Raw genomic sequence first — 15,975 nt, forward strand, 5'->3', positions numbered from 1 at the left:
AATGAAAAGCCGCGGAAAGGGATTCATAAGTTTATTTTTGGTGCTGGTCCTTATTTTCACTGGCTGTTCGAATGATGAAAGCCGGGGGACAGAAAAAGAGGACACACCTAAGGAAGAAAAGCGGACCGACGGACAAAAGCAGCAAGAGAAAGAAACGAATGATGATTTCATCATACCCGCCCAGCCTCAAACACTGGAGCACGTTCATGGGGTTGGTTATCCAGGAAATGACAACAGCCTTTATGTTGCTTCTCACGAAGGAATCAAAATGTACAAAGAGGGAAAATGGCTAGAAACTTCTTCGGAGAAACATGATTATATGGGCTTTCAAGTCGTGGAGGATGGATTTTATTCGAGTGGACATCCTGAAAAGGGTTCGAAACTGAAAAATCCCCTTGGGCTTGTGAAAAGTGTCGATTTTGGGAAAACGCTTGAAAAAATTGCTTTTTACGGAGAAAGTGACTTTCATTTCATGTCGGCAAGCTTCCAGGACCGTATCTTGTACGTTATAAATGAAAAGCCCAATTCAGAGCTTGGAACAGGGATCTATGTTTCAAAGGATGAGGGAAAAAGCTGGGAGCAAGCTGCTCTTAAAGGTTTCGATGCCCAAACCTTCGGAATGATTTCAGTCCATCCAGAAAAAGGCGGGACATTTGCGATGTCCACGAAGGACGGATTGTACATTTCAGAAGACTCGGGCAAGACAATTACTGAGGCAGGGGAGTATGAAATGGTGACAGCTGCAGCTTTTTCAAAAAATGCACTCTTCATTTCGCCGATTGAACAACAGGAATTAAAACTGGTCAAGCTCAATCAGGATGGGACAGGACCAATCGACCTGCCGATTCCGGCCCTTGCGGCTGATAATCCCATCACCTATATTGCTGCGGATATTAAGCAGGATGGAAGAATGGCCTTCATCACATACCAGAATGATCTGTATGAATCGACTGACGGAGGAAAGACATGGAAGCAAATCCTGGTGAAAGGTAATATTAAATAGTATCAAATGCCATGGCAATCATGCTGTGGCATTTTTATATGCGCTGGAAAAGCTATGCCCTCTTGTTAAGGCCATGTGCTATTTTTCGCAGCAACCATAGGAATCTAAATCCATTTTTATATTTTTTGTCCTCTCACGAATAATATTTACCTTATGAGGTATAAGTACAGGGAATATTTAATAACGCAGTCTTTGTATGGATTGGCGGAGTATTAAAAATACTAATAATCAGGAAGGGGGATGAACCATGTCGATTTCTGCGGATAAAACGCTTGATGCCAAAGGCCTGGCATGTCCGATGCCGATTGTGAAAACAAAAAAAGTGATGAAAGAATTGGAACCTGGACAGGTTATTGAAGTGCAGGCTACAGATAAAGGATCGACGGCAGACTTGAAGGCGTGGGCTGAAAGTACAGGGAACCAATACCTTGGAACGATGACCGAAGGAGAAGTGCTTAAGCATTATCTTCGCAAGGCTAGTGATGAGGAACTCACAGATGGAAAACCCCATCCTCATACCGCTTCACTTGAAGAAGTATTGAAAAAACTCGATGGAAACGAAGCGATTACGATTCTTGATGTAAGGGAGTCCGCTGAATATGCGTTTGGCCATATTCCAAAGGCGAAATCCATCCCTCTCGGAGAGTTGGAAGAAAGGTTAGGAGAATTGGATCCAGAAAAGGAAGTGTATGTCATTTGCCGCTCCGGCTCAAGAAGCAACCTTGCGGCAAAAAAGCTTGCTGAAAAAGGTTTCAGGAAACCGATCAATGTACTGACAGGAATGAAGGATTGGACAGGCCCGACAGAATCTTCAGTTGAGAAATAAGGAGGAACGAAGAAATGAAAGTAGCGATTATCGCCGCGAACGGCGGAAGGTTCGATGCATACAAAGTTTTCAATATTGCAACCGCAGCAGCGGCGACAGATGCCGAAGTTGGTATTTTCTTTACGTTTGAAGGTTTGAATCTGATTCATAAGGAAGCGCATAAGCAGCTTCCTTTGCCTGCTGGCAAGGAGCATTTCCAGGAGGGCTTCAAGAAGGCCAATGTCCCGCCAGTAGAGGAACTTGTTGCTATGGCTCAGGAAATGGATGTCAAGATGATCGCCTGCCAGATGACAATGGATGTCATGACGCTTGAAAAAGAACATTTTGTCGAGGGCATTGAAGTTGGCGGCGCGGCTTCCTTCCTTCATTTTGCAAAAGATGCGGATGTAACCTTGACATTCTAACAGACAAAAGGGGGCACACGATGGTACAGACGATCTCGGCGAAAGAACTGGCAAGGAAAGTCTTGAATCACGAGGATTTGTTTATCCTTGATGTAAGGAATACCGATGATTTTGATGACTGGAAAATAGAAGGACGGAATGTGAAGGTCCATAACACACCATACTTTGATCTGATTGAAGGCATTGATCCAATATTGGAAGAATTGCCGAAAGAAAAGGATATTTATGTTGTGTGCGCAAAAGGCGGTTCTTCTGAGTTTGTAGCTGAACAAATTGAGGAAGCAGGATTCAAGGATGTTTTTTCAATTGAAGGCGGAATGAAAGCGTGGAGCGAACATCTCGAACCTGTAAAAATAGGGAGCCTGAAAGATGGGGGCAGCATCTATCAATTCGTCCGCATCGGCAAAGGCTGTCTGTCCTATCTTGTTGAATCAAAGGGCGAGGGTGCCATCATTGATACGAACAGGATGATCGGACAGTACGAGGAATTCGTATCCGGAAAGAACATCAAGATTAAGGCACTGCTTGATACGCATCTTCATGCTGACCATATCTCCGGCGGCAGGGAGCTTGCGGAAAAAGCTGGAGCAGAATATTACCTGCCTCCGCTGGATGCTGGGGAGGTGACCTTCGAGTACAATCCTTTGAAGGACGGCGATGAGGTTGTCGTGGGCAGCACCGTCATCAAGGCTCTGTACTCCCCTGGCCACACGATTGGAAGCACTTCCTTCATCGTTGATGACCAGTATTTGCTTACTGGCGATATCCTGTTCATTGATTCGATTGGGCGCCCGGATCTTGCAGGACTAGCGCAGGACTGGGTAGGGGATTTAAGGCAGACTTTATACGAGCGCTATAAAGAGCTCGCGGATGACCTCATTGTTCTTCCCGCACACTACATGGGCATCGACGAAATGAATGATGACGGGAGTGTTTGGGAAAAACTCGGTACCTTATATGCGCAAAACCATGGTCTGCAAATCACCAGCGAAGAGCAATTCCGGAGGACCGTTACTGAAAACCTGCCTCCGCAGCCAAATTCCTATCAGGAAATCAGGCAGATGAATATGGGGAAAATCAGCCCCGATATCGAAGAACAACGGGAAATGGAAATTGGCCCGAATCGCTGTGCGGTCCGCTGAACATGCAATGCTTTTTGGGGGAGTACCAGGCCAGGTACTCCCTTCCATTATTTCTATAGGAGATGATAGTATGAACAGGCTGACAATCCTCCAGCAAAATGATACCCATGGGTGCCTTGAGATCCATCCGGAATTATTCTGGTCAGGGGATCAGCCGGAAATCAAACAGGCTGGCGGCTTTTCAAGAATATCCAAGTATGTGGAAAAGGTAAAATCAGAAAACCAAAACGTGCTTTTTTTCGACGGCGGCGACTTGTTCCATGGGACCCTGCCCCTTGTCGCTTCCAAAGGGGAAGCGATTTTGCCAGTGCTTGAAGCTCTTCCCCTTGATGGCTGGGTTCCCGGGAACTGGGACTTTGCCTACGGCAAGGAGCAATTGAGATTCCTGGCCAGCCGTCTTCATTTTCCGACACTTGCCTGCAATGTAAAGGATGAAGAAACGGGCCGGTCGTTCTTGAAGCCTTACATGATCAAGGAAATGGACGGGATTACTGTTGGTGTCATCGGATTGACCTATCCATATGTTGATGAAACAATGCCGGCCAGCTTTTCGGATGGACTCACTTTTTCCCGTGGGATAGAGGAGGCACGTGCAAGTGTCGAACAGTTAAAAGGGGAGGTGGATCTAATCGTATTGGTGAGCCATTTGGGGCTTCCGCTTGACGTAAGGCTTGCCTCCATTGTGGACGGTATAGACATTGTGCTATCGGGCCATAGCCATGACAGGATCGAATGGCCGATTACAGTCAATGGCACGTTGGTTGTACAGGCAGGATCCAGCTCATCTTTCCTCGGAAGGATCGATGTTTTAATCGAGAGCGGAAAAATTGCAGATTATCAATATCGATTGATCTCGATTGATGAAAGTTTCCCTGAGGATGAGGAAGCAGCCAGCCTTGTTGCTGGCATTTTACAGCCATACAGCCGGGAAAGGGAAACGATTGTCGGGACGACGGATTCAATCTTGCACCGGATGACGCTGAATGAAGCCCCAATGGATAAATTGATAACGGATGCGTATTTACATGCGACAGAATGTGACCTCGCATTTTCGCATGGCTGGAGATATGGACCGCCCATCCCGCCAGGCGAAATTTCCGAATACGATTTGCATTCCATCATTCCGGCCAATCCTGAAATCTTCACACTGGAGATGAGCGGCGATCAGCTTGTCAAAGCACTTGAAGAAAACCTTGAGATGGTGTTTTCCGCTGACCCCTTCAAGCAAAAAGGAGGCTATGTCCTAAGGTCTTCGGGACTGTTCATGGCATTCAAGCCATACAATCCTGTCGGAAACAGGATTGAAAAGCTCCTGATTGGCGGCAAGGAAGTCGTTCTCAGCAAGAAATACAAGATCGCTGGTGGGGGAAAGCAGCTGTTCAAAGGAGCTGAAGCAAGTAAAAGGTATCATGGCATAAAAGCTATCGATGTGTTAAAACAATATCTTGCCGAAAAGCAAACCATCAACATTGATAGGAAGCAGCGAATCCTCAGTATCTAGGGATTTAGACGGTTCATCATCCTGACTGCATGGAATGGAAAGGAAGGAATTAGACAGAGCGGAGAAGGGAACCTTCGACCAAGTGGATAGAACGGGTCTGTTCCAACAGCTGGAGGAACAGAGGAAAAGAACTTTGATGGAACCAGCCGCTTCTTGACCAGATTCATTAACAGAAATGAATCAATGCCCACGGCCAAGCAGGGCATGGATATTGAATAGATAAGAAAAGTCGTGGTCCCCAACATGCGATCACGACTTTCCTTCATTCTTCATTATTTGATTCCAGTTAACTTCTTCATCATGTTTTCATCCATTGGCCCGACGACTTTTTTCGTAATCACGCCGTTTTCATCGAGGATGTAGCTTGTCGGGATGGTGAACGCCTGGTATGTGGTCCCTGCCACTCCTTCTTCGTCAAGAGGGATCGGGAAAGTAAGGCCGTAATCCTTAATGAATGTTTCGATTGTATCTTTTCCTTTATCCATGTTGGTCAGGTTGACAGCGACAATTTCGACGCCTTTATCCTTATTCTCTTCATAAAAGTTTTGCATATGAGGCATTTCAGCCTTGCAAGGAGGGCACCAAGTCGCCCAGAAGTTGAGGATGACCTTTTTGCCGCGGTAGTCTGACAGCTTCAACGGCTCACCTTCCATTGTGGCTAATTCAAAATCGGGTGCTTCGGCTCCCTCACGCAAAGAAGAAAGCTTTGCGCCAGGGATATCTTCGGTTTCCTTATCGTCCGTTTTGACCGTTTCACTGGCCTGGCTGGATGGCTTCTTTTCATTTTCTGACGACCCTGGTTTCCAGATGTTCACGATCAGGATGACGACCGCCAGTGTTAAAATCGCAATAGATAAAAGATTTTTATTCAATGCTGAGTTTCCTCCTTATTCATTCTTTGATAAGCAAGCAATATAATCCCAAGAGCCAGGATCAGCAGGTTTTCCGTTGCAAGCAAGTTCGAAAACAGGCTGGAAACCAGGGCCTGGAGCAGCAAAAACAAAAGCGCGAACTGCGGTGTGAACCGTGCATCCTTGAAATAAAACAGCAGGAAGCCTGCCAGCACAACAGCCTGGAAAAGAGCCGCAGTAAAATCCTGCGACAAAGCGAACAACGCCGCCTGATAGATCATGAAGAATGTAAAATAAACCGGAAGAAAGTCTTTATAGGAAACGCCATTGCCTTGTTTCTTCCCCGTTAAGAACAGATAGACAGCAAGGCCAGCGAATGCCAGGATTTGTCCCTTCGTTCCGCCGTTGAAATAAAGCAGTGAAAAAGGGGTATCCAGGAACAGGCTGAAATTGAAAAGAACATAGCTGAGCTTTGAAATGATAATATAAAGGAAGAAACTGTTCCAGTACCAATCTTCAATGCTCTTTTTGTTCCTAATCCTGTAAACCAGGGCCCCGAGGAAGATAGCGGCAAATGCCGCCAGCAAGTCTGTTGGCAGAGTGAATCTGCCAATCGTTATATAGTTCAAGCGACATCACCTTTGTTAGGCTGATCCGGTGTGAATGTTATTTGGAAGCGGACATCGATGCTCCCAAGGACGGATTGGATCATCCCGCAATTTTTAATGACAAGGCCAGCAAGCTTGTCGGCCTGATGTTCCCCGAACGGTTCTTCAGACTGTACCCTTGCTGAAAAAGCAAGCTGTTCAATCTTATTGGCTTTGTCCGGATTTCTTACGGCTGAAACTTTTATATCAATTCGATTATATTCTATTCTTTTCTTTTTCAAAATATTAGCGAGCAGAGAAGAACTGCAGCCAACAAGTGAAGATACGAAAAGTTCAAATGGCCTGTAGCCCATTTCGCTGTTTGGCGAAACGGGCAGGAACCCATATTCAAGCTCGCCAATTATTTTATCATTATAATAAGTAAATTTCATTTAAATCCCGCTCCCTTTTTAAAAACTTGGCTCTATTAAACCTGGGTGTTGATTTCCACTCCAGGGACATGGTTTCCGCGGGACGTCAGTGGAGCTGGTCCAGCTTCAGTGCTTAGCCCGTCCGAGTCGCTTCGCTCCTGCCAATGAAGTCAAAGAGTGACTTCACTGTCAGGCCCTTCGACGGACAGGACGTCCTAGTGCCGACGTTGCCGCAGGACGCGGCGGTCTTAGTCGGCCAGCGCTTGTCGGGGCTGACCAAAGCGCTTCAGCTTCCCTATCTCCTCGGCCCTTTGCGCCTGCTGGGTCTCCACCTTGCCGCTGCATCGCGCAGGACACTGAAAGGCTCCGGCGAACTCGCCCACGCACGAAGGAAATGCATTAGCATTTTCGAGGAGTCAGTCCCTTCCGTTCCAATCAACTCTTTTAAAAAAACATTCAGCTTTAACACAGCCAAAAACTTTATTGTCAAACGTTCCTTTTGGCCATGTTTCGGCGTGTGTTTGTAAGGCCGAAGGTCTTTGCCAGACAGCTCGGGAACCATCAACATCGAACGAAACACAGCTTTTTTTACAAAACAGTATAGAGCGGGTTTGTTAAGAATTGATTAAGATGCTGAATATAATGGGAATTTGATTGTGAAAGTATGGTCATGTCCGTTTGTAGCCAGCTCGATTTCTCCTTCGTGCGCCTCTACGATGCTTTTGGCAATCGCCAGTCCGAGACCGGCACCATCAACTTTTGTGCTTCGAGATTCCTCAAGCCGGTAGAATCTCCCAAAAATCAAATCGCTTTTATCTGGATCGATATACATCCCTTCGTGCGTAAAGGTAATCATAAAGGATTTGCCTTCTGGCCCAGCTGCGATTCCAAGATGGCCGCCAATATCATAATCGATGATGTTCTGCAGCAGGTTGGAAAGGACTTGCTTGACTCCGTCCTTATGGCCATGGATGATCCCAGGCTTGATTTCCAGCTTAAAAGAATCAAAACGATTCGACAATTTCAGCTGGAAGGCGGCAATCGCTTCCTGAAGGACGTCTGCAATCTCCACTTCAACAAACTGCTTCTCCAAAAAATAAACATCCTTGTTCCACGCATCCAGTTCAGATATCAAGTCGACGATCCGGGTGATCCTTCGAGATTCTTCAAGCAGGGAGGCAAACAGTTCCCTGTCACCCTTTAAGACCCCGTTTTGGAGTGCCTCCAAATAGCCGTTGATATTCGTAAGGGGTGTCCTAAGTTCGTGGGCGATATCCCGCAGCATTTCCTCCCGTCTTGCCTGTACGACCGACAGCGTTTCGGCCATGGCGTTGAAATTGGCGACCAGTTCACCAAGCTCGCCCTTTGCCGCGGTATCAATCCGCGACGGTATTTTTCCTTCCCTGATCTGGTTGGCTGCATTCGTAACTGTTTTCACCGGTTTGACTATCCGCTTCACGGAGAAGAAGTGGACGAGGCCAGCAGTGATGAAGGCGATGAAGCTCACTTTGACAAGGAATGAATTGAGCGTATCAACAAGCTGCGGACCGGTTACCTGTTCATTGTTCACAAGATAACAAGCATAGTCCTTCACTGAGATGCCGGCTAGCAGGATGACTAGCAGGATGATTACGCTGTTCACAGCAATCAGCTTTGACAGCAATAAATTGGCCAGGGCCTTAATTCGCCGCAAATTTATACCCCATTCCTCTTACGGTTTGAATATAGTCTTTTGGTGTCTTTTCCTTGAGTTTTTCGCGGAGGTTCTTGATGTGGACGTCGATTGTCCGTTCGGTCACAGCCTTTTCATTATGTTCGTAAATCGCATCAAGAATCTGGGTCCTTGAAAGGATTTGCCCTGGGTGCTGCATGAAAAGGTAAAGAAGTTTGAATTCAAAGGTGGTCAATTCCAAAAGTTCCCCATTCATCCTTGCCTCACCCTTGGCCGGCTTGATTGTCAGCCCGGTGAAAGACAGCTTGCCGCATCTGCTCGCTGTCCTCCTCAGTACTGCCTCGATCCGGACCATCAGTTCAGCCGGGCTGAAGGGCTTGACAACATAATCATCAGCTCCAAGCTTGAAGCCTTCAATCCTGCTTTTTTCCGATGCCTTTGCTGTCAGCATGATGACTGGCATCATGCTTTCGAGATCATTCCTGAGCCAGCTGCAGACTTCCTCGCCGCTTTTGCCTGGCAGCATCAGATCCAGCACCAGGATGCAGGGATCGTATTTCTCGATCAATTCCTGTGCATCAATCCCGTTGTCTGCTTCGATGACTTCATAGCCTTCATTTGTTAAATAAATCTTGACGAGTGTCCTGATTTTCGGATCATCCTCGACTACTAACACGCTTTTGCCGATCAGCTCTTTTTTCACGAGGCAAAATCACTCCTTTGGAACGTCAGTGCTTAGAAACCGAACAGACTATAGGCGGAAAGCCAGGCACTGATTTTCTGCATTTGCCCGGATAGGACGAGGAAGCCCATGCCAACCATGATCATCCCATTCACGAATGCCAGTTTCGATAAGTACTTATTCACTTTTTTAATCGATTTCAATGAGTATGAAATCAAGAAGGAAATGATCATGAAAGGAACAGCCATTCCCAAAGAATACGATGTCAGAAGGTACATTCCCTGGTACAGGGTGTCAGATGAGCTTGCGAGCAGGAGGATGGACGAAAGGGCAAGTCCCACACACGGTGACCAGCCGCTTGCGAATGCCATCCCGAGGAAGACTGAACTGAACATTCCTTTTGTCTTCCTTTCTGAATGGATTTTCTTTTCCATCATCAGGAATTTGATGTTAAGCAACCCTGCCATTTGCAGGCCGAAAACAATGATCAGTAAACCAGCGATCTGCATGAGAATTGTCCGATAGTTGGCGAATACTTGCCCCAGGAAGGAAGCGGATGCTCCCATGATGATGAAAATCAGGCTAAATCCGATGATGAATCCCGAAGATCGGGTGAAGAGCGTCCGCCTATCAACCATGACTTGGGAGTTCTCGATTTTCCCGCCAGTCAGGTGCGTGACATAGGCTGGGAGCAATGGAAAGACACAGGGTGAAAAAAAAGACAATATGCCGGCTGCGAAAGCAAAAAATAATCCTATTTCAGTCATATCTATATAACACTCCTTTTCTGTTTCTTATCATCCAATGCAAATGTTAAGGAATGATTAAGAAGAAAGAGTCTCGTCCATACCCTTATAGGTTTAAGATATAGAGTATTGCAAAGTGAAATCAAGTATCCTGCTTTTAGACTCCTAATTGCCAGTATACTGTTATCCGGAAAAAAATAAAACCTGGGATGGAATCCCAGGCTTCAGCCAGATTACGCACTTATCTTTTAACCCAGTATGGTATAATGCAAATTAATTGAGGTTTTTCCTTATACCGAAATAAGTGAATAAAGAAACAGTGGCCAAAATGGCCAATGACGCGATTTCGAATGGAATATCGCGTATAGTGATCGATTCATCTTTCGTAAAGTACATCAAGCCAAACAGAAAGACAGACAGTACAATTACAGTGACCGCGACATCTAATTTTTTCATTTTATTCACTCCAATCTATCAAAGTAAGGGGTGTGATTCTTTTGAACCTTGAACATTTAAAAACCTTCATCGCAGCTGCAAAATATGAAAGCTTCTCCCAGGCGGGCAAGATGCTCAATTTGTCCCAGCCAGCTGTCAGCCATCAAATCAGCCAGCTGGAGGCATATTATAACAAGCAGCTTTTCATCAGGGAAAAGCGCGGAATCACCTTGTCGGATGCGGGGAAAACCCTCTGTGAATATGGCCAGCAGCTGCTTGCCTTGAACGATAAGATGGAGAACGTCCTTGCAGAAGGAGATAAGACACAGACAATCAAAATCGGATGCAGCAATACGATCGGGGAATGCCTGATTTCAAAATTGGTCCAGGATTTCATAAAATTGAACCCCGATATTTCAAGCAGCCAGATGCGCATCACCATCGGTACATCCATGGACATCACCGACTTGCTCTATGCATCGGAAATCGACCTTGCCCTTGTGGAAGGGCAGGCAGGCCGTTATAGCTTTGTAACAAACGAGTTTTATAATGACACGCTCGTCCTTGGCGTGTCGCCTCAGCTGCGGTTCAATCCTCAGGACCAGGAACCGGAGAAACTGCAGGAATTGACATGGCTGATCCGGGAACCAGGCTGTGCGATGAGGCAGGCAACACTTGATTTATGGAAAGGGCTCGGTTTCGAGCCCAAATCCATCCTTGTCTATAACAGCAATACGTTAATAAAAGAAGGTGTGAAGAACGGCCTCGGTGTTGCTCTTTTTTCCAAGCTCGCCATCTGCCCGGAAGTGAAGTCTGGCCAGATCCGGATCAGTAAATTTAAAGACAGGGATCGTTTCCGTCCTTTTTATTTGTCAAGAAAGGAAAAGCAGTACAAATCGCGACTTCAGGAGCGGTTCTGGGAGTACCTGATAGAGCTGGATGGAAACCCCGAGGCTTCCTGTTAGCAATTGGACTCCATTTATTCCTTTTCTGTCTTTCCAGCCAGTTCTGCCTCCAGCTCCGTCTGGATCTCGAGAGAGGTATGCTGTTCAGATGCCAGATAATCAATGATTTTTTTCTTGTCTTCATCGGTCATTTTCGCACCGTTCCCAGCCATCCTGTCGACAACCGGAGTCCATTGCTCCGCTCCCTTGCTCGTGTTTCTCATGATCCGGCCAATATCGTGGCATTGAAGGCAAGTATTGAGGAAAGCTTCTTCGTTTTCATTGCGGGGCTTCGGGAACACCAGAGTCGATGCTTTCTCAATCTTTTTCTCTTCTTCTTCATTCTTTTTCTGGTAAGTTAGCAGCTGCTCCTTTGGTACATTGGTTTTCAGGGCAATGCCGTTCGGATTGAGTCCGACAGGAATCGTTTGCCTGAAATCGCGCTTTTTCGTCAGATCAATTTTTGTAAGTGACTTTTCTCCCCAGTTTGAGCCGAACATCATGCTTCCATCCGGGCTCCAGGAAAGCCAGTGGATATTTTGGACTCCCCAGATCTTGCGGACGATTTTATAATTGTCTTTTGGGTCGAGGACTGTCAGGTAACCAGCGCCGTTTTGCGAAGTATACCAGTATCCGTCTGGGCCAAGATAGGCAATATTCGTCCCAGCCCCAGTTTTCACAGTCTTGATCAACTGCAGCCTCTCCGTATCGATGATGGAAATCGAACCATCGGATCGGTTCCCTGTTGCAAGATCATGTGTTTCACCCATGAAGCTGAGGTTGACTGGTTTTGGGATGTCACCGATTTTCTTCAGGAGCTTTTCGGTCCTGGCATCATAGATGGCCACTTCATTATCTGCTGTGTTGGCGACAGCGACATATTTCCCGTCATTGGACATATCGAGGCCCGAGCCCGTTCCTTTGCCGTAGTCTGTCTTTGTCCTTTCGAGGTGCCTCATTTCTCCTGAATCAATATCGATCACAGTAATATACGGTTCCGCCTGCAAGCTGACGAAAAGCTTTTTCCCATCCGGCGTTACATTCAAATCCCGCGGCTTCTTTCCGACATTCTTGAAGACCTTGGTGAGCTTTGCTGTATTGGCATCGATCACTCCTACTGCTCCCACTCCATTCAATGAAACGAAAGCGTGCTTGCCGTCCCTTGAAAAAGTAAGATGCTGAGGGGCGGGCGCCTTATCGAAACCTGGGAAGTCAATTGAATGGGATTCGAGCGTTTCCAGATTGATCGCCAGGACACTCGTTCCATACCGTTGTGTCGCAAAGGCCCATGTCTGTTCCTTGTTCACATGGATATGGTGGGGTGTACCAGCGCTTTGGAAGTATTTTACGGGGTTCCCTGTCTTAATGTCCGCGATGGTAATACCGTTGCTGACTTCGTTCGCAGACAGGATCCAGCCTTCTCCATCCCAATCGGTGTTTGTATCGGCATTCCCGTTAGGCTGGTCCTTCCACCAGTTGGATGAATAATCCCTATCCAGCTCCGGGACCTCTTTTTTATTGACATCCTCTACGGACGCTTCCTTAACCGCTGCCTCCGAGCAGGCTGAGAGCGACATCGAGAGGGCGGCAAAAGCTGCAAGTTTCAAGAATTTTTTCATTATGTACTCACCTCACTTATGTTTTTTCTTTTTAGAACCATCCGACAAGCAAGACGAGGACAAGGCCAGCAGTTGTGCCCCATGTAATCCAAATGCCTGGATGGGTCAGCCACCTGGCTTTGTCATCGACAGTGGAAATGCCTTGGGCCAATCCGTATGGACATACCTTGCAGAACGAATTTCTTGCCTTGTAAGAAAGGGCTGTATAAATCACAGCAACTGAAGTTACCAGGAAGAAATATTTATTCATAACGAAGTTCATCAATGATGCCCCGATGGTCAAGGGATCGTAAAAGAAACTGACTGTAGAGTAGGCCATGAAGAGGCTGACCACAGCACTCAGGATGAAGGTAAGCGCCTTTCCTTTGCCTCCGGATTTTGCTTCAATCTTGTTCAGCAGCATGCTGAAGGTATTATGCGGGCATGCGTATTGGCAAAATGCCCGGTAGATTATCATGGCAATGGATAAGAATGCCATCAGGAACAGGAACAGGAAGACGAAAAATAAATAACCAGCCTCATAGCTTAATTGGAAGCCGAACAAGAATAACTTTTCATTATCGATGTCCATCCTGAACCCATTCCAGAATGGAAGAGTAAAAATAAAGATGAAAAATGCCCACCTGATTACATGCTTTGCCACTGCTATCCCTCCTTTTTATCTGTAATCCTCCAAATATTCATAGACCATGTCGATTTCTTTTTCAGAATAAAGCTGGCCGATTGCCGGCATTGTATTCCGGCCATGCTTGATGACATTCTTGATGTCATCCTCCTTGAGCCTGTCCGTGACTCCCTTTAGATCAGGAGCGGCTCCAGTTGCATGGCAGTTCAGGCATGTACCTTCAAAAATGAGCTCTCCTTTGTTGTCCTGTGGAGCGGCAGCAGGCTCCACAGCCAATTTTCCGGGCATGAAGAGGGCGTATCCGACCGCCCAGATGGCCACGACATAAAATACGATCACCAAGAGCTTTGGCACTTTATTATGTTCAACCTTGATATCGGAGATGATATCCGCCTCTTTACGGTCTTTCATCTTAATCCACCTGCCTTTGCTGTCTCATTTTTTTACAGAAAGATATTTCTTAGTGCTGTTCTTTTTTGCTTTCTTTGAGTCTTTCCTCTGTTGGCTTCAGGCTCATCAAGTAAGCGACGAGATCGTCTAACTCCTGGTCGGAAAGGTAATCAAAAGAAGGCATGATCGATCCCGGGCTTGTCGATTGTGGATCGATCAAGTGCTGGCGCTGCCAGTCTTCATTGTATTTCAGACCGACCCACATTAGATCGGGACCAGTGCGATTGGACCCCAGTAAATGTGGCAAGTCGTATTTATAATCTCCACCCTGTGAGACAGGGCCAAGGTTTTGGTTCTGGTCAGCTGGCAGCGACCTTACGAATTGAGTGTGGCAGGTCTGGCAGCCATTTTGGATATAAACTTCACGGCCTCTTGCCTCCGGAGAATTTTCCGGATAGTTGCGCAGCTCGCCGCTGGCGGTCGCAGAGTTGATTTCCCGATCGAAAAGGGGAAGGATGACCGTACCCGCGACGCCAAAAGTCCATAAAATTAAAGCAACGATCAATACGGATGATGGTTTGCGTTCCAACGTATTCCCTCCTTATCAGGCAGTTGCAGCCTGGTGCTGTGATTGCTTTGCTTTTTCGATGCGTGCCATTTTGATTGTTTTGTACATGTTATACGCCAGGAAGAACTGGGCTGCGTACATCATCGTTCCGCCGATTGCCCGCCCCTGCACGTAAGGCTCCATCATCAGAACTGTCTGAAGGAATGGAACGCCATCGATCCATGCGAATCCCTGGATGACACCGCCAATCCATAAAGAGAACGCGAAGGTCAGGAAGCCGACAGTCGATAACCAGAAATGCGCTTCCATTGCCCGTTTACTGAACATTTCACGACCAACGATTTTAGGAAGGATGTAGTAAATGGCTGCGAACGATGTGAAAGAAAACGCGCCAAAAGGACCCATATGTGCATGGCCGACCGTCCAGTGGGTGAACTTGATGACCGAACTTACAGAAGGCAGTGACTGAAGCGGGCCCTGAAGGCATGCGAATAAATAAAAAATCGTACCAGCCATTGTGAATCGAAGCGGCACGCTTGTTCTTGTTTTTGCCCATGAACCTTTCATTGTTCCCCAGAAGTTGGCAAGAACTGCCCAAACGGGGATCAGGAGCACGATGGATGGGATGACTCCCGCTTTTGAAATCCATCCGGGAATTGGCCCATTCATCAAGTGGTGGGGACCATTCCAAACATAAAAAGTAGCGATTGCCCAGAAGCCGATCATCGAGAGCTGATGGCTGTATAGGGGACGTCCGGTCAATATTGGCAACAGGTAATAAATTTGTCCGACCCCGACCGTCGTCATCCAGAGGCCGATTGCATTATGTCCCAGGAACCAGCCCATCAGGCCCTGCTGGACACCGCTTGGCACCAGTGATGCAGGGAAATTGCCGACAATCCATGTCAATGGCAGCCATAGCAGGGAGCCGAGGAAATACCAGAGGCTGACATACAGCATTTTTTCCTGCCTCTGTCCTACCGTCTTGAACAGGTTATAAGCGACCAGCCCGATTGCAGCCAGTACCTGTACGTCTACCCAAAGAGGGAATTCACCATATTCAATGACTTCTGTCTGGCCAAATAACAAGGCGAAGAAACCCTCCAGGATGATGATGTTATATAAGACCAAAGAAAAATTCCCCAGCTTCTCGCTGTAAACCTTCGTTTTAGCAAGCTTCGGGATCATGTAAAACATCGAACCAACATACGCCATGGAAAGCCATGCATAAATGACGAGCATGACGTGCGCTGAGCGGACATGGCCATATGTTGTCCAACGATTGTTCAACAGATCTGGCCAAATCTGCTTTGTTGCCGTTAGAAGTCCCAAGCTCATGCCAATGATGATCCATATGACCGCAGCAATGAACCAATTCTTTGAAGAACTCCATTTTTCGTCTGTAAACATTTTGACACTCCCTTGTTCATAAAATAAACACAAATATTTCACATTTTCTTCACAATCTGCTACTAAAATGATACATCTCTTAAACGAATTAAGTTATTCGATTTCTTTATCACTCCATTCGATTGTTTTATGGATGCTT

The 15,975-nt window shown here is 46.6% G+C and carries 18 protein-coding genes; 6 read left to right on the top strand and 12 right to left on the bottom strand.

Annotated elements, in window-relative coordinates; all coding sequences use genetic code 11:
* Position 1 precedes the first annotated feature (1 nt).
* From JJQ88_RS10050 to JJQ88_RS10070, 5 genes are all read left to right on the top strand, one after another.
* Entirely contained in the window at positions 2–1,003 is a 1,002-nt protein-coding gene (locus JJQ88_RS10050; protein ID WP_210365754.1) for a F510_1955 family glycosylhydrolase, read from the top strand.
* A 247-nt stretch (positions 1,004–1,250) separates the two neighbouring features.
* Positions 1,251–1,829 carry a sulfurtransferase TusA family protein gene (locus tag JJQ88_RS10055; protein WP_210365755.1) on the top strand — a complete coding sequence of 193 codons (579 nt, stop codon included), beginning with the start codon at positions 1,251–1,253 and terminating at the stop codon, positions 1,827–1,829.
* Between the two features lie 14 nt (positions 1,830–1,843).
* Positions 1,844–2,233, top strand: coding sequence for a DsrE/DsrF/DrsH-like family protein (locus JJQ88_RS10060; RefSeq protein ID WP_210365756.1), 390 nt, complete (start codon positions 1,844–1,846; stop codon positions 2,231–2,233).
* 20 nt (positions 2,234–2,253) lie between these two features.
* The gene (locus JJQ88_RS10065) at positions 2,254–3,375 is read left to right on the top strand and encodes an MBL fold metallo-hydrolase (protein ID WP_210365757.1); all 1,122 of its coding nucleotides are present in this window, start codon (positions 2,254–2,256) and stop codon (positions 3,373–3,375) included.
* A gap of 70 nt (positions 3,376–3,445) precedes the next feature.
* Complete coding sequence (locus JJQ88_RS10070) at positions 3,446–4,876, top strand: bifunctional metallophosphatase/5'-nucleotidase (RefSeq protein ID WP_210365758.1); 1,431 nt, start codon at positions 3,446–3,448, stop codon at positions 4,874–4,876.
* Positions 4,877–5,148: 272 nt separating this feature from the next.
* Here the strand turns inward: JJQ88_RS10070 and JJQ88_RS10075 are convergent, their stop codons facing one another.
* The 7 genes from JJQ88_RS10075 to JJQ88_RS10105 all read right to left on the bottom strand — a co-directional run bounded on the left by JJQ88_RS10075 (position 5,149) and on the right by JJQ88_RS10105 (position 10,301).
* On the bottom strand, positions 5,149–5,748 hold the full coding sequence (locus tag JJQ88_RS10075; protein ID WP_210365759.1) for a redoxin domain-containing protein: 600 nt from the start codon (positions 5,746–5,748) through the stop codon (positions 5,149–5,151).
* The gene (locus JJQ88_RS10080) at positions 5,745–6,356 is read right to left on the bottom strand and encodes a hypothetical protein (RefSeq protein ID WP_210365760.1); all 612 of its coding nucleotides are present in this window, start codon (positions 6,354–6,356) and stop codon (positions 5,745–5,747) included. The genes JJQ88_RS10075 and JJQ88_RS10080 overlap by 4 nt, the downstream gene beginning before the upstream one ends.
* Positions 6,353–6,766, bottom strand: coding sequence for an OsmC family protein (locus tag JJQ88_RS10085; RefSeq protein WP_210365761.1), 414 nt, complete (start codon positions 6,764–6,766; stop codon positions 6,353–6,355). Before JJQ88_RS10085 ends, JJQ88_RS10080 begins: the two co-directional genes overlap by 4 nt.
* Before the next feature lie 604 nt (positions 6,767–7,370).
* Positions 7,371–8,438 carry a sensor histidine kinase gene (locus JJQ88_RS10090; protein ID WP_210365762.1) on the bottom strand — a complete coding sequence of 356 codons (1,068 nt, stop codon included), beginning with the start codon at positions 8,436–8,438 and terminating at the stop codon, positions 7,371–7,373.
* On the bottom strand, positions 8,425–9,120 hold the full coding sequence (locus tag JJQ88_RS10095) for a response regulator transcription factor (protein WP_349237120.1): 696 nt from the start codon (positions 9,118–9,120) through the stop codon (positions 8,425–8,427). The genes JJQ88_RS10090 and JJQ88_RS10095 overlap by 14 nt, the downstream gene beginning before the upstream one ends.
* A gap of 32 nt (positions 9,121–9,152) precedes the next feature.
* Positions 9,153–9,866: a cytochrome c biogenesis CcdA family protein gene (locus JJQ88_RS10100; RefSeq protein WP_210365763.1), complete on the bottom strand. Its 714-nt coding sequence runs from the start codon at positions 9,864–9,866 to the stop codon at positions 9,153–9,155.
* 252 nt (positions 9,867–10,118) lie between these two features.
* Positions 10,119–10,301, bottom strand: a complete 183-nt coding sequence (locus JJQ88_RS10105) for a hypothetical protein (RefSeq protein ID WP_210365764.1) — start codon at positions 10,299–10,301, stop codon at positions 10,119–10,121.
* 41 nt (positions 10,302–10,342) lie between these two features.
* Between JJQ88_RS10105 and JJQ88_RS10110 the strand changes: the two genes are divergently transcribed.
* Positions 10,343–11,245, top strand: a complete 903-nt coding sequence (locus JJQ88_RS10110; protein ID WP_210365765.1) for a LysR family transcriptional regulator — start codon at positions 10,343–10,345, stop codon at positions 11,243–11,245.
* 14 nt (positions 11,246–11,259) lie between these two features.
* Here JJQ88_RS10110 and JJQ88_RS10115 read toward each other — a convergent pair whose 3' ends face one another.
* The 5 genes from JJQ88_RS10115 to JJQ88_RS10135 are packed head-to-tail and all read right to left on the bottom strand — an operon-like array spanning position 11,260 to position 15,836.
* Entirely contained in the window at positions 11,260–12,843 is a 1,584-nt protein-coding gene (locus JJQ88_RS10115) for a beta-propeller fold lactonase family protein (RefSeq protein WP_210365766.1), read from the bottom strand.
* A 31-nt stretch (positions 12,844–12,874) separates the two neighbouring features.
* Positions 12,875–13,486 (bottom strand): 4Fe-4S binding protein, encoded by a 612-nt coding sequence (locus JJQ88_RS10120; RefSeq protein WP_210365767.1) that lies wholly within the window; start codon positions 13,484–13,486, stop codon positions 12,875–12,877.
* Between the two features lie 15 nt (positions 13,487–13,501).
* A complete protein-coding gene (locus JJQ88_RS10125; RefSeq protein ID WP_210365768.1) occupies positions 13,502–13,879 on the bottom strand; it encodes a c-type cytochrome in 378 nt (125 codons plus the stop codon).
* A 49-nt stretch (positions 13,880–13,928) separates the two neighbouring features.
* Positions 13,929–14,447, bottom strand: coding sequence for a cbb3-type cytochrome c oxidase subunit II (locus JJQ88_RS10130; RefSeq protein ID WP_210365769.1), 519 nt, complete (start codon positions 14,445–14,447; stop codon positions 13,929–13,931).
* Between the two features lie 15 nt (positions 14,448–14,462).
* Complete coding sequence (locus tag JJQ88_RS10135) at positions 14,463–15,836, bottom strand: cbb3-type cytochrome c oxidase subunit I (protein ID WP_210365770.1); 1,374 nt, start codon at positions 15,834–15,836, stop codon at positions 14,463–14,465.
* Between the last annotated feature and the right edge of the window lie 139 nt (positions 15,837–15,975).

This window comes from Bacillus sp. REN3, assembly GCF_017912555.1.
GTDB lineage: Bacteria > Bacillota > Bacilli > Bacillales > Cytobacillaceae > Mesobacillus.

Excerpts from the sequence above, each read along its gene's own strand:
- JJQ88_RS10055 (WP_210365755.1), top strand. The coding sequence starts at position 1,251 with ATGTCGATTTCTGCGGATAAAACGCTTGATGCCAAAGGCCTGGCATGT.
- JJQ88_RS10070 (WP_210365758.1), top strand. The coding sequence starts at position 3,446 with ATGAACAGGCTGACAATCCTCCAGCAAAATGATACCCATGGGTGCCTT.
- JJQ88_RS10125 (WP_210365768.1), bottom strand. The coding sequence starts at position 13,879 with ATGAAAGACCGTAAAGAGGCGGATATCATCTCCGATATCAAGGTTGAA.
- JJQ88_RS10115 (WP_210365766.1), bottom strand. The coding sequence starts at position 12,843 with ATGAAAAAATTCTTGAAACTTGCAGCTTTTGCCGCCCTCTCGATGTCG.
- JJQ88_RS10085 (WP_210365761.1), bottom strand. The coding sequence starts at position 6,766 with ATGAAATTTACTTATTATAATGATAAAATAATTGGCGAGCTTGAATAT.
- JJQ88_RS10050 (WP_210365754.1), top strand. The coding sequence starts at position 2 with ATGAAAAGCCGCGGAAAGGGATTCATAAGTTTATTTTTGGTGCTGGTC.
- JJQ88_RS10135 (WP_210365770.1), bottom strand. The coding sequence starts at position 15,836 with ATGTTTACAGACGAAAAATGGAGTTCTTCAAAGAATTGGTTCATTGCT.
- JJQ88_RS10100 (WP_210365763.1), bottom strand. The coding sequence starts at position 9,866 with ATGACTGAAATAGGATTATTTTTTGCTTTCGCAGCCGGCATATTGTCT.
- JJQ88_RS10105 (WP_210365764.1), bottom strand. The coding sequence starts at position 10,301 with ATGAAAAAATTAGATGTCGCGGTCACTGTAATTGTACTGTCTGTCTTT.
- JJQ88_RS10060 (WP_210365756.1), top strand. The coding sequence starts at position 1,844 with ATGAAAGTAGCGATTATCGCCGCGAACGGCGGAAGGTTCGATGCATAC.
- JJQ88_RS10065 (WP_210365757.1), top strand. The coding sequence starts at position 2,254 with ATGGTACAGACGATCTCGGCGAAAGAACTGGCAAGGAAAGTCTTGAAT.